The organism is Buttiauxella sp. S19-1 (genome assembly GCF_022134725.1).
In the GTDB taxonomy this organism is placed as follows: domain Bacteria; phylum Pseudomonadota; class Gammaproteobacteria; order Enterobacterales; family Enterobacteriaceae; genus Buttiauxella; species Buttiauxella ferragutiae.
On the sequence record NZ_JAHWLU010000100.1, the window covers coordinates 1 to 18,331 of the forward strand.

General features: G+C 51.2%; 17 protein-coding genes and 1 pseudogene. 9 read left to right on the forward strand and 9 right to left on the reverse strand.

From position 1 onward, the window contains the following. Positions 1 to 251: 251 nt before the first annotated feature. A complete protein-coding gene (locus MES37_RS18580; RefSeq protein WP_232886556.1) occupies positions 252 to 1,097 on the reverse strand; it encodes a helix-turn-helix transcriptional regulator in 846 nt (281 codons plus the stop codon). A 134-nt stretch (positions 1,098 to 1,231) separates the two neighbouring features. Here MES37_RS18580 and MES37_RS18585 point away from each other — a divergent pair, with 134 nt between their 5' ends. Next, positions 1,232 to 1,801 (forward strand): acyltransferase, encoded by a 570-nt coding sequence (locus MES37_RS18585; protein WP_237932316.1) that lies wholly within the window; start codon positions 1,232 to 1,234, stop codon positions 1,799 to 1,801. Then, a complete protein-coding gene (locus tag MES37_RS18590) occupies positions 1,798 to 2,964 on the forward strand; it encodes a hypothetical protein (RefSeq protein ID WP_064540272.1) in 1,167 nt (388 codons plus the stop codon). Before MES37_RS18585 ends, MES37_RS18590 begins: the two co-directional genes overlap by 4 nt. Positions 2,965 to 3,166: 202 nt before the next feature. On the opposite strand, the pseudogene MES37_RS18595 reads toward MES37_RS18590, so the two are convergent. Continuing rightward, a pseudogene (locus tag MES37_RS18595) lies at positions 3,167 to 3,748 on the reverse strand (transposase); the annotation flags it as partial. 115 nt (positions 3,749 to 3,863) lie between these two features. Continuing rightward, on the reverse strand, positions 3,864 to 4,775 hold the full coding sequence (locus MES37_RS18600; RefSeq protein WP_237932318.1) for a LysR family transcriptional regulator: 912 nt from the start codon (positions 4,773 to 4,775) through the stop codon (positions 3,864 to 3,866). Between the two features lie 152 nt (positions 4,776 to 4,927). Between MES37_RS18600 and speB the strand changes: the two genes are divergently transcribed. The 6 genes from speB to nepI all read left to right on the forward strand — a co-directional run bounded on the left by speB (position 4,928) and on the right by nepI (position 13,023). After that, on the forward strand, positions 4,928 to 5,905 hold the full coding sequence (gene speB, locus MES37_RS18605; RefSeq protein WP_237932320.1) for an agmatinase: 978 nt from the start codon (positions 4,928 to 4,930) through the stop codon (positions 5,903 to 5,905). Positions 5,906 to 5,929: 24 nt separating this feature from the next. Further along, positions 5,930 to 7,441, forward strand: a complete 1,512-nt coding sequence (locus MES37_RS18610) for an aldehyde dehydrogenase family protein (RefSeq protein ID WP_237932321.1) — start codon at positions 5,930 to 5,932, stop codon at positions 7,439 to 7,441. A gap of 143 nt (positions 7,442 to 7,584) precedes the next feature. Further along, positions 7,585 to 9,084, forward strand: a complete 1,500-nt coding sequence (locus MES37_RS18615; RefSeq protein WP_064540280.1) for a purine-cytosine permease family protein — start codon at positions 7,585 to 7,587, stop codon at positions 9,082 to 9,084. Positions 9,085 to 9,129: 45 nt separating this feature from the next. Beyond that, the gene (gene betA / locus MES37_RS18620; protein ID WP_232886553.1) at positions 9,130 to 10,818 is read left to right on the forward strand and encodes a choline dehydrogenase; all 1,689 of its coding nucleotides are present in this window, start codon (positions 9,130 to 9,132) and stop codon (positions 10,816 to 10,818) included. 205 nt (positions 10,819 to 11,023) lie between these two features. Next, positions 11,024 to 11,746: a DUF2461 domain-containing protein gene (locus MES37_RS18625; protein WP_121814391.1), complete on the forward strand. Its 723-nt coding sequence runs from the start codon at positions 11,024 to 11,026 to the stop codon at positions 11,744 to 11,746. 92 nt (positions 11,747 to 11,838) lie between these two features. Beyond that, positions 11,839 to 13,023 carry a purine ribonucleoside efflux pump NepI gene (gene nepI, locus MES37_RS18630; RefSeq protein WP_237932323.1) on the forward strand — a complete coding sequence of 395 codons (1,185 nt, stop codon included), beginning with the start codon at positions 11,839 to 11,841 and terminating at the stop codon, positions 13,021 to 13,023. Positions 13,024 to 13,082: 59 nt separating this feature from the next. On the opposite strand, the gene tauD is transcribed toward nepI, so the two are convergent. The 5 genes from tauD to glgS form a co-directional block, all read right to left on the reverse strand. Next, positions 13,083 to 13,931 (reverse strand): taurine dioxygenase, encoded by an 849-nt coding sequence (gene tauD, locus MES37_RS18635; protein ID WP_237932325.1) that lies wholly within the window; start codon positions 13,929 to 13,931, stop codon positions 13,083 to 13,085. Further along, entirely contained in the window at positions 13,928 to 14,755 is an 828-nt protein-coding gene (gene tauC, locus MES37_RS18640; RefSeq protein ID WP_121814394.1) for a taurine ABC transporter permease TauC, read from the reverse strand. Before tauC ends, tauD begins: the two co-directional genes overlap by 4 nt. Continuing rightward, positions 14,752 to 15,519, reverse strand: a complete 768-nt coding sequence (gene tauB / locus MES37_RS18645) for a taurine ABC transporter ATP-binding subunit (RefSeq protein WP_237932327.1) — start codon at positions 15,517 to 15,519, stop codon at positions 14,752 to 14,754. The genes tauC and tauB overlap by 4 nt, the downstream gene beginning before the upstream one ends. A gap of 10 nt (positions 15,520 to 15,529) precedes the next feature. Then, complete coding sequence (gene tauA / locus MES37_RS18650; protein WP_064540298.1) at positions 15,530 to 16,504, reverse strand: taurine ABC transporter substrate-binding protein; 975 nt, start codon at positions 16,502 to 16,504, stop codon at positions 15,530 to 15,532. Between the two features lie 182 nt (positions 16,505 to 16,686). Next, positions 16,687 to 16,893: a cell surface composition regulator GlgS gene (gene glgS, locus MES37_RS18655; RefSeq protein ID WP_121814397.1), complete on the reverse strand. Its 207-nt coding sequence runs from the start codon at positions 16,891 to 16,893 to the stop codon at positions 16,687 to 16,689. A gap of 188 nt (positions 16,894 to 17,081) precedes the next feature. Here glgS and MES37_RS18660 point away from each other — a divergent pair, with 188 nt between their 5' ends. Continuing rightward, on the forward strand, positions 17,082 to 17,534 hold the full coding sequence (locus MES37_RS18660; protein WP_064540304.1) for an acyltransferase: 453 nt from the start codon (positions 17,082 to 17,084) through the stop codon (positions 17,532 to 17,534). Between the two features lie 70 nt (positions 17,535 to 17,604). Here MES37_RS18660 and MES37_RS18665 read toward each other — a convergent pair whose 3' ends face one another. Next, entirely contained in the window at positions 17,605 to 18,078 is a 474-nt protein-coding gene (locus MES37_RS18665; protein ID WP_237932329.1) for a VOC family protein, read from the reverse strand. Positions 18,079 to 18,331: the final 253 nt, after the last annotated feature.

Sequence of the window (18,331 nt, forward strand, 5' to 3'; positions counted from 1 at the left end):
ACTTAGCTAAATCGATCCCGACAACTTTTATCGAGTTCATGATGTTGTTCCTCTGCGAATAGACATTCAGCATAAGTGTGGCAGAACTTAGGCTGGGAAGGGGCGTCCATCACATCACCTCTGATTGAGAATTTACTCACTTAGTCGCGTGTCCACTATTGCTGGGTAAGATCAAAGTACCCCAAAAAAGCAAGCATTCTACCGGCCATCAACGCTTTGGATACTTGACCCAAACATCCACTATGAGGTGTTTAGTCCGGATCCGTTTTAGCAGGGTTATCCCGGATTCGCAGTACTGATGGTGGTTGCCCGCAATGTTTTTTGAAGCTTTTGCTAAAGTGAAATTCGTCGCTGTAGCCACAGACAGTTGCTATCTCCTTCAGGTTTAGTTGTGTGTATAGAAGTAACTTCTTAGCGTGCTCATAGCGGATCTCACTCAAATAGCCTTTGGGACTTTTGTGCAAATACTGCTGAAAAATACTTCGTAAATATGAGGAAGAAATTCCGTAACGTACCGCTAATTCACTTATCAATAGCGGTTTACTGTAGCGACGTTCAAGATCATCCTTAATCTGTAAAAATAGCGTATAACCTTGTCTCCCCTCGGGGTGGATACTTACCTGAGCCTGAAGCAATTCATATATGAGCTCATAGATAAGAGATTGGGTCATCAACTGGCTCCCGGTACTTCCAGGAACCCAGTCAGCAACAATGCTCTGAAATAAATATCCAAGCCGTTTACCCGCTTCTCCTTCTGGTTTCAGTATGAACTGGAGGGGTAAAGCCTCCAGTGGCTTTACCGTTCCCTGGTTAACGGCAGAGGGTGATAAAGTATAGAGAGACAGTAAGATCATCTTTATTCGCAAAGGCTCCTCACTGCCGCAATGCATTTCCATCGACAGACCTGGCCGCAGATAGAACATCATTCCCGGCGATACTGGATGGTCTTCGTCCGTACGGAATATCCCTCGACCTTCCTGAATCCAGTAAAAACTATGTACATTGATATTCTGGCGGACATCCTTCCATTGAGGGAATGTGATCTTATCGTGGATCCAATGAATATCTATGGTCAGATTCTGCACAATACTATCCATTGGTTTCCTCCCACGTAACTCTGATTTACCTGAAGCGTTTTTGACAAGCCAAACGTGTTTATTATGCCATACCTCAGTGATTACTACATTGCTACACTCAGGTCATCAAGAACGGTTTTTTAAGGAAAACAGTGATGACTGAACCAACATCCCGCCCGCTTAAGGCGCTAGATTATATGCCCTGGATTGGCCCCAACAGCCAGGAAAAGAAGGAGCAAGCAGTACATCAACAGCAGCTTTCCGTCGATTACGACTGTACTTTCGGTGAGCTTTGTTATGTCTCGCCTCTGGCGATTGTTTTGCCGGATAAGCTGATAATGGGGGATCGGAGTTACATTGCAGGAGGGGCAATTGTACGCAGCGCACGGCTCATCATGGGCAGTGACTGCTCTCTCAATAGCTACAGTATTCTGTCAGGCGATATTACCATGGGAAATGGTGTAAGGATTGCATCACATGCGAGCATCTATGGGTTTAATCACGGATATGAATCCATTGATATACCCATCTTCCAACAGCCTTTGACTACCAAAGGGATCATTATTGGAGACGATGTATGGATTGGGGCCAATGCCGTAATTCTGGACGGTGTGAAAATCGGTTCCCACAGCATTGTTGCTGCAGGAGCAATCGTTACCAAAGATATCCCTGCTTACAGTATTGTCGGCGGTAATCCGGCCAGGATCATTCGTAGCCGTAAATGACCGGTATGGTCGGAGATTTCGTCAAAATGGCATCCTCAGGCATTAATGCACAAGTTAAATTTTCGACAATGAGAGAGATAGAAGATATGCAACCATGTGGGTTGTTGTCGCAGAAACTGTCTGACTTCGGCAAGCAGGTGAAGGAGCAGTTTATCCATCTGCTGGAGTTTTACTCCGAGACAACAGAGCAACAGAAGCTGTTTCTGGACCGACCTGGACACAAGCAGACTATCAGAGCGTACTGTGATGCTGTGGAGATTGCAGCGATGTTCAATAGTTTGCCACCAGGTTGGACACAAGCGGAATTGATTAATAAATTACAACAATTCCAGGATGACCAAACCGGATTGTTGCCCGACCCGCACTCGCCTCCAGGCTTGGATGACCAGCCTGAACAGTTATCTGATTCTCTCTCCCGTTACCATCTTCTTGCTGTAGGATACGCGCTTGAAACACTCGGATCCGAGTTGCTACATCAAGTAGCCGTTATTGAGAACATGGATTCAGTAACCTTGTTTAAGCAGTTGAATAATCTGCCATGGGAAAACAATGCCTGGGGTGGGGGGGACTGGATTGACTGCTATGCCACAGGTCTTTACCTTAACATAAAGATGTTTGGCTCAGGAAAACGTCCCGATGATCTGTTTGGCTGGTTGTCGATCCATTGTGATATAAACTCCGGTCTGTGGGGGTTACCCACCACTGAAGAAGGTTGGTTGCAGCCGGTAAATGGTTTTTATCGGCTAACCCGAGGGAGCTTTGCTCAGTTCAATATTCCCTTACCTTACCCGGAGCGAAGCATTGATACCGTGCTGGTTCACAGCAGGGATCTCCGGTTCTTTAGTGCGGAGACTCTCAATGCATGCAACGTATTGGATGTCGCTCATCCTTTATGGCTCTGTCTTAAACAAACTGACTACCGGCGTGTGGAGATCTGCAATTGGGCAAAGAATATGCTCAACGAAGTCCTGAAATTCTGGGTTCCTGGGCGAGGTTTCGCATTCCAGTTATCACAGCAGCAGGACACTGGTTTACAAGGCACAGAGATGTGGCTAAGCATTATCTATATATTAGCCGATTTATGTGACTTAAGTTTTTCACTGGGTTACACCCCAAAAGGAGTGCATCGCCTGGAGCCAGCCTTATCCTTAGCCATGAAATAACCAACTGAACCGCCTAAAATTTTGCGGGAAATATTGGGTCATAACAGAGGCGTTATGAAAAGAAAGGCACCAGCACCGGTGCCTTTGTTCTATGGGGCAACCCTCTTACAAGACATCTGCAGAACGGCAAGTACACTCCAATCCAGTGCGAATACCTGGATCTTATGACTTTACTCAATTGCCACATCACGCCCTGAGACATTCAACAAGCTTTATGGCACTGCAAATATTTCGCTTCGTCGTAGCGAGTTCTGGTCTTCCAGCAGCGGTAAATGATTCTTATCCATTTAAATGCCAGAGCCCGTATCGCGGATTGATGAGATTTTCCCTTTTCTCGATGGCCCTGATAATACAGTCTGGCCCAATATGGCGAGTTAACCGTCTTCACAATCCATTCCACGAATGTCTGCCGGACGAACTTCGCACATTGCCATCGCTAGTGAACCCAGGATTTTTGGCCGCTTCGCTCGGTTACTGGTGCGATGCCAGCGTAGTTTTGAATTTCTTCAGCGCTGTTAAACCGGTCACGGTTATCACCCAGTGCAGCAAGCATCCGTGGGCCCATACACGGCCCCATGCCCGGAAGTGATTTGAACAGCCCCGCATCTGGCAATGTGTCAAACAACGTTTCGATTCGTTCGTCATAGGTTTTGATGATTTCACTCACGACTTTAATTTGTGTCGCCAGCGCTGTTGCCATCAAAGCATTAGCCTCTATAACACTCGGGTCTGTAGTCAATGGGATCGCTTTATCAATACTAGCAGCACGTTGCTCGGTAAGGGCCACCAAACATATCAACAGATATTCGAATCTTTGCTATTAAGGTACGACAACCGATGACCGCTGGTAGTCTCTGTACATAACTCTCAACAAAACCAACCCAATCAACAAAGCATTGTCAGGCTAAAGTGGGATTACAATTACTCATCAACGATTCCATAAATACACGAAGAATCGTCGGTTGTGTTGCTGTACGTTTTGTGACAGAAGAAAACGGCCATTTAGAGCCAAATTGCTGCGGCACAATCTGGCGCATATGACCGGAATCAACCCATTGGCGGGCGTAATGTATAGGAAGGAATCCGATGTAAGCCCCGGTCAAAATGAGAATGGCCTGCGCCTCAACATTGTCTACAGTCGCCGCTGCACTACCTGATTTGAGCAATTGCAGATCGCGTTGTTGCAGGAAGCCACGCGCCACAATTTGACTATCACGGACCGCTGCAATCAGGCCATCACCCTCTGCCTGGTTATTGAAAAGCGGATGGTAGCAACTGCAGTACAAGCCATCCTCCTCATCGTATACCTGCGTATAGGCCAACCCCGCCACCTCGAATGGAAAATGTCCTATGGCGACGTGCAGTCGTCCATCCAATACGCGTTCCTCCAACTCGGCTGGTGTACCAATGTAGATATCCAGTTGCACATCATGCCCAAGCGATACGAACTGTCGCAAAGTGCGTGACAGAACGCTGCCACTATCGGTAACGGTATTGTCGATGATGCCCACATAAAGTCTGCCCGATATATGTCGCTTGAGCGCTGAGGTATCCATACAAAAGGTGTCTACTGCCAATAACAAGCGTTGTGCTGCCTCGTAAGTCGCCGCGCCATGTTCAGTAAGCCGAAAGCCACTTCGTCCCCGTTCACACAATTTGACACCAAGCCGTGTCTCAAGGCTGGTCATCTGTTCACTAATAGTGGACTGACTGACATTCAGGGCTGCCTGAGCGGCCGAAAAGCCATTGCATTTCACAATTGTCATGAAAATTCTCAGTAGCTTTAGGTCAATATTGTGCAGTTGATTCACTTCTCTTTCCTCTTACGCATTGCTTCGGAAATGCCGATATGAACATCTGATGTTTTCTATTTTTATACTGCAAATTGTTGACCATAGTCATTGTTAAGGCAAATAAACAAGTGCCTGCCGTTCATCAGAAAATCCACAGATGGGGAGAGAAAATGGGGAACAATAACTATGAGACTGGACGATTAAACTTACCGTTTGTCGGGCATTGTACTTTTGCCAAATCGCCGGTATGCCTCAACTGGGAAGAGATTGATGCCGACGTGGCGATTCTTGGAGCCCCAAATGATATGGGGACCCAATGGCGCGCAGGATCCCGTTTTGGGCCACGCGGTATTCGCGAGGCATCTACTTTGTTTTCATTTGGTCATGCCGGTGCTTATGACCATGAAGATGATGCGCTCTACCTGACACAAGATCAGGTACGCATGGTCGATGTGGGTGATGCTGACATCGTGCATACCGACATGGTCAGTAGTAACGCAAACATCGAGCTTGCAGTACGAAAAATTCTTGCCTCCGGCGCCATGCCGGTGGTGCTGGGGGGTGACCATTCGATTCACGCACCTGTCATCAAGGCATATGCAGGACGAGGACCGATTCACATCGTTCACTTTGACGCCCACCTCGACTTTGTCGATGAACGTCACGGCGTGCGCTATGGCCATGGCAGCCCACTACGCCGTGCATCAGAAATGGACCATATCGTCGGCATGACACAGCTTGGCATCAGGAATGTCTCCTCATCCAACCGCAGCGACTACGACGCAGCCCGCGCAGCAGGTTCGAACATCCTGTCAGTGCGTGACGTGCGCCGTTTAGGCACTGAGGCTGTACTAGCGCAAATACCTGAGGGTTGTAACTACTATCTCACTATCGATATCGACGGTTTCGACCCCTCTATTGCACCAGGTACCGGTACGCCAAGCCACGGCGGATTCCAGTACTACGAGGTCCTGGAAATCATTCAGGCATTGGCCAAACGCAGCGGTGGAAACATTATCGGGATGGATTTGGTCGAAGTAGCCCCTGCCTACGATCCCACTGGTGTGACCTCAATTCTGGCCGCCCAACTGCTGATGAACAGCATTGGTTTCATTTTCTACGAGCGTAAGCAGGCGATGTCTCGCTGAGAACTATAAAGAGAGGATGATCAAATGGATGCAACAGTAAAACACTATCTCGACCAATACGGTATTTCCGAGGCAACGCGACGCTTTTTGGCCAAACCGCAGAAAATGTTTATCGGTGGCCAGTGGGTTGACGGTAGCGAAGGAGAAGTCAGTGCCGTCACTGAGCCGTCCACCCAGGGCCAGTTGACGTCGATTCCGCTCGCAACGACCACTGACCTGGACCGAGCAGTAGCTGCGGCCCGCTACCAGTTTGACCACGGTGAATGGCGTCGCCTGAAGCCACTGGAACGCGAGCGCCTGATGCACCGCCTGGCCGACCTGATAGAAGCCAACGCCGATGAACTGGCTGAGATCGAATCAATTGATATGGGGAAATCGGTATCGCAAGCGCGTGACGTCGATATCCAGGGCACCATCGACACCTTCCGCTATTTCGCTGGCTGGGCCTCTAAGCTGCATGGTCGCACTGTCGAGCCATCCCTGCCGGGCAATTATCTGGCATATACCCGCAAAGAACCGATCGGTGTCGTTGCCGCTATTGTGCCATGGAACTTCCCACTGCAAACCATGGCATGGAAACTGGCGGCCGCACTAGCGGTAGGCTGTACGGCCGTGATTAAACCCGCTGAACTAACATCATTGTCGACGCTGCGCTTTGCTGAATTAGTACAGGAAGCTGGTATTCCTGACGGCGTTATCAATATCATCACCGGGCATGGCCATGTGATTGGCGCAGCCATGGCCAGCCACCCGGGGATCGACAAGGTAACCTTTACCGGCTCCACCCCTGTTGGTCGTGAAGTCGGGCATACCGCCGTCGAGAACATCAAGCGTGTCACCCTTGAATTGGGAGGCAAATCTCCCGTTCTGGTACTAGAAGATGCCGATATCCCCGCCGCAGCTCAGGCGGTCGCCAACGGTGTGTTCTTTAACTCTGGCCAAGTGTGCGATGCCGGTACCCGAGCCTATATTCACCGCAGTATCTACGATCGCTTTTTGACGGCACTTGCCGACTACACCTCGACGCTGAAGATTGCGCCAGGTCTGGATCGGGAGTGTTTCATCAGCCCACTAGTATCGGCCAGGCAGAAGGACTCGGTACTGTCTTACATTGATGCTGGCGTGCGCGAAGGTGCGACACTTTACTACGGTGGTCGTCCTCAGCAAGAAGAGGGTTTCTTCGTTGAGCCAACCATCTTTGCTCACTGCCGCAACGATATGCGTATCGTACAGGAAGAGATCTTCGGCCCGGTGCTAGTGACCGCCCCGTTCGATACAGTCGAAGAGGCAATTGAGCTCGCCAACGATTCACCGTTTGGCCTGGCTGCCGCTATTTATTCAAACGACCTGGCCCGCGTACACACGCTAATTCCCCAGCTACATGCCGGCTCGGTGTATGTCAATGCGCACAGCACCATCGACCCGGCACTGCCATTCGGTGGTTTCAAAGATTCTGGTTTTGGTAAAGATCTGGGCCCTGAGCAGCTTGACCACCTGATGGAAACCAAAACGGTGTGGATCACCTTGCCTTCATAGTCCGACTCGCCAGCCACTTCCGAAGCAAGCCGCTGCTGTTCGGAAGTGGCCAGATAGCGCACAACACACTGAACTAGTGAGCCGGTTACTACCTGGCTTAATGAATTCTTATTGCTTCACCCTTATCGAGTACGGGGTATTTTATGCAAACAGAATCAACAGCAGTGAAAGCCACCAGCAACGATCAAAGCCCTATTGAAGGACGCTCGATCGATTTTGTACCAGAACAAGAGCGTACCGATAAACTCTCAAGCCAGGGGCCATTCTGGTTCGTCGGCAACTTTACCTTCTTCACTATGACTATTGGCTTTGTTGGTCCGAGTGTCGGTCTTGATGCACTGTGGACCACGATTGCTGGCACTCTGGGCATCATGTTCGGTACGTTGTTTATGGCTTTCCATGGCTCACAAGGGCCACACCTGGGGCTACCACAGATGATCCAGTCACGCGCACAATTTGGTTATCGTGGCGTGGTGCTGGTCTTGATAGCGACACTGTTTGTGTTCGCGGGCTTTAATATCGTCAACCTGGTGCTGATGATGCAGGGGCTGAAAACACTGTTCAGTTGGGATCCTTTGCAGGTTGCGCTGGCAGTGACTGTTCCCGCTACCATTCTGGCCATACTCGGCCACGACTGGATGCACAAAACCTTCAAATGGTCGCTGTATCTATCGTTGCCTTTGTATGGACTGGTCACTCTGGCGGTGCTGATGGGCTGGGTTCATGATGCTCCAGTAGTTGAAGGGGCGGTGCAGGAAGCACCGCTGGGCTTCAACTGGACAGGATTTATTGCACAGTTTGCTGCCGCCGCCAGTTACAACATAGCCTACGCGCCGTATGTGTCCGACTATTCGCGCTATCTGCCTAAAAATACCTCAAGCAGCAAGCTTATCACGGCGGTATTTCTGGGCGCATCGCTATCAGGTGCCTGGATGATCTCAGTAGGTGGCTGGTTGGCTGCCCATCTGCATGCGACTGATGTACTGGTGGCACTCAATACTGTTGGCACCGGCTTTGCTCCACATCTGGGTACCTTTATGGTGGCTATCACCATTCTGGCCTTCCTGCCTGTTATTGCGATGAACATTTACAGCGCCAAACTCACGGCCATAACCAGTGTGGATTCCTTCAGGAAGATTGAACCGACTGCCAAAACCCGCATTGTGGCGATCTTCTTAGTCGTGTTCCTACAATTGGGTGTAGCAATGAGTATCTACAACTCCGGCTCTGGCTTGTCGGTGCTCAACATCTATCTGGTTGTGATGTTGTACTTCCTTGTGCCATGGACAGCAGTCAACCTCACAGACTATTTCTTTGTGCGCAAAGGACGCTATGCCATCCCACACTTCTTCTTGCCACACGGCAACCTCTATGGCCGCTGGGGAGCTCGTGGTTTGCTCTCCTACATGGTGGGTTTCATGGCGATGGTCCCATTCTTCTGCATCTTTGAAGGGAGTCGCGAGGTGTATGTCGGCCCGATAGCACGTGCAATGGGTAGCGTTGATCTGGCCTGGCTGGTGGGGCTTATCGTATCCAGCATCGTCTACTACCTGTCTTGTCGTTCGCTGAACCTACATCACGAAGAAGCGGTGATCGCGCAAATCGAAATCAATATGCCGGAGTACACCACCGGGAATAAATGACGCGTCTGAGGTTGTTGTCCAGAACATGAATGGAGCAAGAGCAATATGTCTACCAAACAATTTGACTATATCATCGTGGGTGCCGGATCAGCGGGTTGCGTGCTGGCAAATCGTCTGACCGAAGATTCAAGTGTAAGTGTGCTGGTGATTGAGTTCGGCGGCAGCGATAAAAGCATTATCATCCAGATGCCCAGCGCGTTCTCAATACCGATGAACACTAAAAAATATAACTGGCACTACGAAACGGAACCCGAGCCACATCTGGATGGGCGTCGCCTGCACTGCCCACGTGGAAAAGTGCTTGGCGGTTCGTCGTCCATCAATGGCCTGGTCTACATCCGTGGCCATGCGTGCGACTTTGATGAATGGGAGTCGTTAGGTGCCAAAAATTGGGGTTATCGCAACTGCCTGCCCTATTTTCGCAAAGCAGAGAATTTCAAGTTTGGTGGCGACGACTACCGCGGTTCAGAAGGCCCGCTCAGCACTAACAACGGCAACAATATGCAAAACCCACTTTATGGGGCCTGGGTAGAGGCTGGTACACAGGCGGGCTACATAAAGACCGACGATACCAACGGTTACATGCAGGAAGGCTTTGGCGCAATGCATATGACGGTCAAGAATGGTGTGCGATGGTCCACCGCTAATGCCTATTTACGTCCTGCCATGGAACGACCCAACCTGACCGTCATCACCAATGCAATGACGCGTAAACTAGTACTGGAAGGTAAGCGTGTGGTGGGCGTCGAATATGAACACGGCGGGGAAATACACACCGTGCGCTGCACCCGTGAGGTGTTGGTTTCTTCAGGTCCGATCGGTTCCCCCCATCTCTTGCAGCGTTCAGGCATCGGCCCAGCCGAAGTATTGCGTCAAGCCGGTATTGAAGTGAAACACGACCTACCCGGTGTTGGGGAAAACTTACAAGATCACTCTGAGATTTACATTCAATTTGAATGTAAGGAACCCGTTTCTCTTAACAGCAAAATGGGGTTGCTCCCTAAGGCACTGATTGGGTTGCGCTGGTTACTCTTCAAAGATGGTCTGGGTGCGAGCAACCATTTTGAGGCGGGTGGTTTCATCCGCTCAGAGAAAGGATTGCAATGGCCAGATATCCAGTTCCATTTTTTACCCGCGGCGATGCGTTACGACGGTGACAAGCCGTTCAAGGGACACGGTTTCATGGTACTGACAGGGCCAAATAAGCCGAAAAGTCGTGGTTATGTACGGGTGCGATCTGCCAATCCGTATGAACATCCTGAAATCCGTTTTAACTATTTGGAGCGGGAAGAGGACCGTGAAGGTTTTCGCCGTTGCGTGCGCCTGACACGCGAGATTATCGGTCAGCCTGCCATGGACAAATTTCGTGGCGTGGAACTTGCCCCCGGCCCGAACGTGAAAACTGACGAAGAAATTGATGCTTTTGTGCGTGCCAACATGGAAAGTACAATGCATCCATGTGGTTCTTGCCGGATGGGTGAGGACGATTTGGCTGTCGTCGATTCTGAATTGCGCGTGCACGGCCTACAAGGGCTACGCGTAATTGATTCATCCGTATTCCCAACAGAACCTAACGGCAACCTGAATGCGCCGACTATCATGCTGGCAGAGCGCGCGGCTGATCTGATTCGTGGTCATTCGATGCTTGCGCCGTCCAATGCTCAGGTCGGTCTGGCAGACAAGTGGCAAACGCAGCAACGCACCAGCGAGCCCCGCCGCAAAGTCACCGTCTAGCTCATCCAGTTTAGATAATGTTCGGTTTCCAGTGCTTTGATTAAACCCACCAGCCCAATAAACGGCTGGTGGCCTCGCCCTAAGCTGACAGACTTGCTACCCTCTTTAACAACCTCTTGGCTGGCGTCGATGATTTGTCTCATATTCCGTTAAGATCACTACCGCCGGCGCCCGCTCTATAAGTATTTATAAGGGTTCATCGATAATGGCGACTCAAACACCTAAAACCCCAAGCGCTCCGGTATCGTCAAAAGCACCGTTTAGCCCAGAAAGCCTGCAATTCCTGAATAAGCTCGCACAAAACAATTCACGCGATTGGTTTAAAGACCATCAGGATGAATACGAAAATAACGTCAGAAGCCCTGCTCTACGTTTTATCGAACAGATGCAGCCTGGCATTCTGGCCATATCGTCCAAACTGACCGCCGTGCCGAAAAAAGTGGGGGGTAGTCTGATGCGCCCTCAGCGCGACAGTCGTTTTAGCAAAGACAAAACGCCTTATAAAACCAATGTCGGCATTCAATTTCGTCATTTCCAGGGGAAAGATGTCCATGCTCCTGGGCTCTATGTTCATATTGCCCCGGAAGGTTGTTTTATTGCGGCCGGGATTTGGCACCCAGAATCTAAAGCCCTGAATGCCATTCGCATGTGTATAGATGAAAATCCAAATGCTTATCGGAAGGCGTTGCAGACCTTGCAAAACCAGGGATTTATCATGGATGGCGATAGCTTAAGTCGCCCGCCAAAGGGTTTTGATAAGACGCATCCCCTGCTAACAGAATTGAAGCGCAAAGATTTTATCGCCGTCAAAAATATCGATTTCGAAGAGTTGTGTAAGCCTGGTGCCATCAGCTTTTGTGCCGAACAGTTTCAGCATTGCGCACCATTGATGGCCTACCTCTGTTTCGCACTTGAGCTCGATTTCTAGAACCCTCGATCAAGTTGCCAAAATGTTAAGTTCGTCACACTAATGGTGTTACACTACGCGGCTTTATCGCAGTAACGACGCCAGGTGACGAAATGAGTGAGCATATTGAAGGAACAATCGAACCGAGGGTCGTCGCGCGGCCTAATTGGTCGGCGGTATTTGCCGTGGCATTCTGCGTCGCATGCCTGATCACCGTGGAGTTTTTACCGGTCAGTTTGCTGACGCCGATGGCGCAGGAATTAGGCATTTCTGAAGGTGTCGCGGGGCAGTCCGTTACCGTTACTGCCTTCGTCGCCATGTTCGCAAGCCTGTTTGTGACCAGTATTATCCGCTCAACCGATCGCCGCTACGTAGTGTTCCTGTTTGCCATTCTGCTTACTCTCTCCTGCCTGCTGGTTTCCTTTGCGAGCAACTTTACGATGCTGCTGATGGGCCGAGCCTGTCTGGGCGTTGCGCTGGGTGGTTTCTGGGCGATGTCCGCTTCATTAACCATGCGCCTGGTCCCGGCTCGAACGGTGCCAAAAGCGTTGTCGGTTATCTTTGGCGCAGTGTCTATCGCACTAGTGATTGCCGCGCCGTTAGGCAGTTTTTTAGGTGGGATTATTGGCTGGCGCAACGTCTTTAATGGCGCGGCGCTGATGGGCGTGGTGTGCATTATTTGGGTGTGGAAAGCGCTACCATCGCTACCGGGTGAATCAACCCAGCACAAGCAAAACATGTTTGTCCTGCTTAAACGCCCTGGCGTTTTGGCTGGGATGGCTGCGATTTTTACCGCCTTCGCCGGGCAGTTTGCCTTCTTCACTTATATTCGCCCGGTTTATATGACGCTAGCCGGATTCGACGTCGACGGCCTGACACTGGTGCTACTGAGCTTCGGGATCGCCAGTTTTGTCGGGACTTCGCTTTCTGCCGTTTTCCTGAAGCGCTCGCTCAAGCTGGCGCTGACCTGCGCCCCGCTGATACTGGCGCTTAGCGCCTTAACACTGGTGTTGTGGGGATCGGATAAGATTGTTGCCTCGGCGATCGCCATAATTTGGGGCTTTGCCTTCGCGCTTATTCCGGTGGGATGGTCCACGTGGATCACCCGATCACTGGCGGATCAAGCTGAAAAAGCGGGATCTATTCAGGTCGCAGTGATCCAGTTGGCCAACACCTGCGGCGCAGCAATTGGCGGGCTCGCGCTTGATAACCTCGGCATATTCTCGCCGCTGGTGTTATCTGGCAGTTTGATGCTACTGACTGCGCTATTGGTAGCGGCAAAAGTGCGGGTGAAGTAATTGTGTCGGATGGCGCTAGCGCTTATCCGACCTACAAGCCGACAAATCACTGCAACCCATTAACCCCGCCAGAAAGGTTTGTCCCCCAGAACCGTCGCACGGTGCATAATGCGCCGCGCTGGCAGATAATCCGCGTTAGCATAATGCTGTGTGACGCGGTTATCCCAGAGAGCAATGTCGTTTTCCTGCCAACGCCAGCGCACCTGGAACTCCGGTTTTGTAATATGCGCGAACAGGAATGCGAGCAGTGCATCGCTTTCTTTTTGCGAGATATCGACAATTCGCGTCGTAAACCCCTCATTAACAAACAATGCCTGCTTGCCGCTGACCGGATGGGTGCGAATCACCGGATGCAGCAACGGGGGATTTTTAACGACCGCTTCGCGCCAGCGCTGATGTTCCTCTTCGCTTCTCAAATGTTTATATTCCGGGAATGACTTCCTGAAGTCATGCTCTGCCCGCAGTCCAGACAATAAACGCTTAAACGGTTCTGAAAGCGCCTCGTACGCCGCAATACCGCTGGTCCACAAGGTGTCACCACCCGTTTCAGGAATAAGCTTTGCCGCCAGAACCGCCCCGGCAGGCGGCGTTTCAATAAAGGTCACGTCGGTGTGCCAGTTGTCGTTATCCGGCGGATTATCGTTATGCGTATCCAGCACAATAATCTCTTCCACCCCTTCCGCATGCGGGTAAACCGGGTGGATATGCAGGTCGCCAAACCGCTGCGCCAGCGCTCGCTGTTGTGCAGGGGTAATCGGCTGGTCGCGCAGGAACAACACCTGATGGCGGATCAGTGCGTGATAAAGCTGCTCAAACTGGTTATCGGTCAAACCCCGGCTTAGAGTTACGCCACTGACCTGCGCACCAATGTACGGCCCCAACGGCACAACATTCACTTTTTCACTCATTGCCCTTCTCCATGCCATGGGGTTAAGCGGCGCTGCAAGGCGCGTAAACCCAGCTCTAAACAAAATGCAATAACTGCAATCACGCCGATCCCCGCCAGCACCACGTCGGTTGCCAAAAACTCACCGGCTGACTGCACCATAAAACCTAATCCACGCGTGGCGGCGATAAGCTCCGCGGCAACCAGCGTTGACCAGCCAACGCCAAGCCCGATACGAAAGCCGGTGAGGATTTCCGGCAGCGCACCGGGTAAAATCACATGCCATACCACCTGAAGGCGTGATGCCCCCAAAGCCTCGGCAGCACGAATGCGCACCTGTTTCGCACCGCGTACGCCAGCCATCGTCGACATCGCAACAGGGGCGAATATCGCCAGATAAATCAGCAAGATCTTTGAGGTTTCACCGATGCCGAACCAAATCACCATCAGTGGTAAATAAGCCAGCGGCGGCACCGGGCGATACAGCTCAATCAACGGATCGAGAATGCCGCGCACCGTTGGGCTAAGCCCCATAGCAATACCGACCGGAATGCCAATCAGCACCGCAGCCAAAAGTGCCGTGAGAATGCGTAACAGGCTGGCGGCGAGATGCTGCCAAAGTGTGGCATCCATAAATCCTTGTGGCCCGGCGATGCTAATCAGCTTCATCAATACCTGGCCTGGCGGTGGCAAAAATAGCGGGCTTATCCAAAGCTGTGCCGCCACCCACCACCACAGCAAAATGATTGCCGTCACCGTTGTGAGGCTGAGCGTTATCTGGCGCGAGAATGGCCAGCGCACCGCCAGCCGTTTGCGACGGGCTTTATCCTGAATAACGATGCTCATAAAAAACCCTCGCGTTGTTCAAACACCCGGCTCAGCACGTACTCGCGCTTAGCGATAAATTCCGGGTCGGATTTGATGTTTCGGCACGGTTCACCTTCAGCAAACCTGCGGCCAAAATCGAGCGGTAAACGCTCCAACACGCGCCCCGGTCCTGGTGAAAGCAACACGAGTTCGGTCGCCAGGAAAACCGCTTCTTCAATGTCATGCGTAATCAACAACACCTGGCGGCGACTTTCGTGCCATAGCTTTAACAGCAGGGTTTGCATTTGCTCGCGAGTAAATGCATCCAGCGCGCCAAAAGGTTCATCGAGCAGTAACAGTTGCGGACGCGTGGCCAGTGCGCGAGCAATTCCCACACGCTGGCGCTGCCCGCCTGAAAGCTGCCAGATGGCGCGCTTCGCCTTATCTTCCAGCCCGACTTTGCGCAGCATATCGTTCGCGATTTCCTCGCGCTCTGGCTTTGGTTGCCCGGCAAGTTGCAGGCCGAACGCGACGTTATCCAGCACGGTTCGCCACGGCAGCAGACCTTCATGCTGAAACACTACACCGCGCTCAGCGCCTGGTCCGGTAACCTGCTTACCCGCAAGCGTGATGCTGCCGGAGTGATAAGGAACAAAGCCAGCTATCAGGTTCAGCAGCGTAGTTTTCCCGCAGCCGGATGGGCCGAGAACCACCAGTAACTCACCTTCATCCACGGTCAGATTGATATCGTTGAGAACGGTTTTACCATCGAAATCTGCGCTTAAATGCGAAACCTGTAACATGGCTAACTCCTTACTGCGCCAGTGTTTTCACGAAGCGGTCGGTGACAAACTGGCTGTAATCCGTCTCTACCGCCGGGACTTTGCCCTGCGCTTTGAGGAACTGAGCGGTGTCGACAATCGCCTTGTTTACCGGGCCGCTGAGTTGCTCAGTTTGCTGGCTGGCGGTGAGATAGGTATTGCCTTTAACCAGCACCGGAACATCGCTTTCGGGCACACCGCTCAGGCGCGAAAGTTTGCTGAGGTTATCTGGCTGTTTCAGCCATTCATCGGGATTATCGATATAACTTTTCTGCGCGGCGAGAGCGCTTTTGGCAAAGGCTTCAACAACTTCAGGATGGGCCTTAGCAAAGTCTTTACGCACCACCCAGACATCCAGCGTTGGTGCACCCCATTTACCCACTTGCGCGGAATCGGTCAGCACGGTGCCCTCTTTTTCCAGCTCGTTGACCGCTGGTGCCCAGACATAAGCCCCGTCGATATCACCGCGCTGCCAGGCGGCAATAATCGCCGGAGGCTGAAGGTTAAGGACTTCAACCTGACCCGGTTTGATACCCCAGTGTTTCAGAGCTGCAAGCAGGCTGTAATGTGTAGTGGAGATAAACGGCACGGCAATGCGTTTGCCAATCAGATCTTTCGGGCTGGTGATGCCCTTCTTCACGACCAGCGCTTCAGAGTTACCCAGTTGCGAGGCCAGCAGGAACACTTCGATTGGCACTTTTTGGCTAGCGGCCACCGCAAGCGGGCTTGAGCCGATATTGCCAATCTGCACATCGCCAGACGCCAGCGCACGTACTACACTCGCGCCACTATCGAACTTGCGCCATTCCACTTTTGCGCCACTATCTTTGGCGAAAGCGTTATCGGCCTGCGCGACTTTGGCGGGTTCAGCAGATGTTTGGTACGCGACGGTGACATCCACTGCGAATGCCGGTGCTGCAATAAGGGCCAGAGCGGCCAGCCAGAGAGAATGTCGTTTTGTTACCATGATGAGTGCTCCTGTATCGGGGTTAGGAGCAGTATTTCCAATGGCGAGGATTAGATAAAAGAATTAAAAATTATCGCTAATGCTTTTATATTTTTAGATTAATTTTGGGGAAGGATAGTTGGGAAGTGGGAATAGAGTAAAACGCGTTCTGAAAAAGAAACGGGCCCGATGGCCCGCTGGGATTAATGTTCCAACTCAAGCTCGCGAGCCCGAGTCGCTTGCTGGCAATATTGCTCGTAACGCTTCCGAAACCAGGCCTGCTGATCGGTGCTCATGTTGCCGGTTACAGCCTGAATATCAACCACTTGCCCAAGTGCATACATACGAGCAAAACTACGTGCCAGAAAATCGAAATTGTTTACTGCCTGTAGGTCTCTTTTCATCAGCATATTCCTCTGGTTAGCTCATTTCTGGTGAAAGGCCATATGCTTTATCTGGTCTCAGTATTCGCCAGTTTTTGAATGTTTTTTGAGCTAAACGTGCGTACTTTTACCAGAAAAAGGAATAACACTCGAAGGCTTGAAGCTGCTCACAAAACGGACAAATTGATACGACCTTTCAGCAGCCCGGAGAAAGAATGAAAATATTAAAAAGCAGCATCAGAGATGTGACAGCCAGCGATGATGTCACAGTATGCGAACCGGCAAATCTCTACGAATGTACCCTGCACGATGGTGTATTTGTCGGCCCTTTTGTCGAGATTCAAAGGCACTGTATTATTGGTGCGGGCACACGCATCCAGTCACATTCATTCCTTTGCGAGAAAGTGATAACGGGCAAAAACTGCTTCATCGGTCATAACGTAACGTTCGCCAACGACCTTTTCCGCTCCGGAAGGCTCAACCCAGATCCTGAAAGCTGGGTCAGTATTCAGCTGGGCAATAATGTGATTATCGGCAGCGGTAGTACGATCCTGACTGAACATATCTGTAGCGGTGCGGTGATCGGTGCCGGAAGTGTGGTGACGAAGGATATTGTTAAGCCGGGGATTTATGCAGGGAACCCAGCTCGATTGTTGCGAGAGATTTAGAGCCACAAGGGCTTTGCCGTTTTATGATGAATGGGAACGCACTGGCTTCAGGTCCAGTGTGTTCAGTTCGTCAACCACGTATCGCCGCTTCAATAGCTGCAACGTCTATTTTCTTCATCGACATCATCGCCCCAAATGCACGGCTGGCGATATCCCCACCCATGGCGAGGGCTTCGGTTAGTACCCGCGGGGTAATTTGCCAGCTAACACCCCATTTATCTTTGCACCAACCGCATTCGCTTTCCTGGCCGCCGTTACCGACTATAGCATTCCAGTAGCGGTCCGTTTCGGCCTGATCTTCGGTGGATATCTGAAAGGAGAAGGCTTCACTATGTTTGAAATGCGGCCCGCCGTTGAGGCCGATGCATGACACACCCGCAACCACAAACTCGACAACTATTGTGTCTCCAGCTTTGCCATCCGGATAGTCGCCAGGCGCTGGGATGACGGCACCCACGCTGCTGTCTGGAAAGGTCGCAGCATAAAAATGAGCAGCGGCTTCCGCATCATGATCGTACCAAATACAGATAGTATTCTTAGCCATAAGTTAGCCTGCCAGGCATTGCGCCTTTGGTGGTTTTTCAACCATAAGTATGTACCGGATCGGTTTTTTGTGGCTGTAAAAGGCGTTTTCTGTGGTCTGTATCGCTTAAATAACGAGGAAATTGCATAAATCGCAGACAGCAAAAAGCCCTGTACGTCAGTACAGGGCTTTTTGCTTAATTGGAGCCTGGCAGTTCCCTACTCTCGCATGGGGAGACCCCACACTACCATCGGCGCTACGGCGTTTCACTTCT

Excerpts from the sequence above, each read along its gene's own strand:
- betA (WP_232886553.1), top strand. The coding sequence starts at position 9,130 with ATGTCTACCAAACAATTTGACTATATCATCGTGGGTGCCGGATCAGCG.
- speB (WP_237932320.1), top strand. The coding sequence starts at position 4,928 with ATGGGGAACAATAACTATGAGACTGGACGATTAAACTTACCGTTTGTC.
- tauB (WP_237932327.1), bottom strand. The coding sequence starts at position 15,519 with ATGTTACAGGTTTCGCATTTAAGCGCAGATTTCGATGGTAAAACCGTT.
- MES37_RS18660 (WP_064540304.1), top strand. The coding sequence starts at position 17,082 with ATGAAAATATTAAAAAGCAGCATCAGAGATGTGACAGCCAGCGATGAT.
- tauA (WP_064540298.1), bottom strand. The coding sequence starts at position 16,504 with ATGGTAACAAAACGACATTCTCTCTGGCTGGCCGCTCTGGCCCTTATT.
- nepI (WP_237932323.1), top strand. The coding sequence starts at position 11,839 with ATGAGTGAGCATATTGAAGGAACAATCGAACCGAGGGTCGTCGCGCGG.
- MES37_RS18625 (WP_121814391.1), top strand. The coding sequence starts at position 11,024 with ATGGCGACTCAAACACCTAAAACCCCAAGCGCTCCGGTATCGTCAAAA.
- MES37_RS18590 (WP_064540272.1), top strand. The coding sequence starts at position 1,798 with ATGACCGGTATGGTCGGAGATTTCGTCAAAATGGCATCCTCAGGCATT.
- tauD (WP_237932325.1), bottom strand. The coding sequence starts at position 13,931 with ATGAGTGAAAAAGTGAATGTTGTGCCGTTGGGGCCGTACATTGGTGCG.
- MES37_RS18610 (WP_237932321.1), top strand. The coding sequence starts at position 5,930 with ATGGATGCAACAGTAAAACACTATCTCGACCAATACGGTATTTCCGAG.
- MES37_RS18585 (WP_237932316.1), top strand. The coding sequence starts at position 1,232 with ATGACTGAACCAACATCCCGCCCGCTTAAGGCGCTAGATTATATGCCC.
- tauC (WP_121814394.1), bottom strand. The coding sequence starts at position 14,755 with ATGAGCATCGTTATTCAGGATAAAGCCCGTCGCAAACGGCTGGCGGTG.
- MES37_RS18665 (WP_237932329.1), bottom strand. The coding sequence starts at position 18,078 with ATGGCTAAGAATACTATCTGTATTTGGTACGATCATGATGCGGAAGCC.
- MES37_RS18580 (WP_232886556.1), bottom strand. The coding sequence starts at position 1,097 with ATGGATAGTATTGTGCAGAATCTGACCATAGATATTCATTGGATCCAC.
- glgS (WP_121814397.1), bottom strand. The coding sequence starts at position 16,893 with ATGCTGATGAAAAGAGACCTACAGGCAGTAAACAATTTCGATTTTCTG.
- MES37_RS18615 (WP_064540280.1), top strand. The coding sequence starts at position 7,585 with ATGCAAACAGAATCAACAGCAGTGAAAGCCACCAGCAACGATCAAAGC.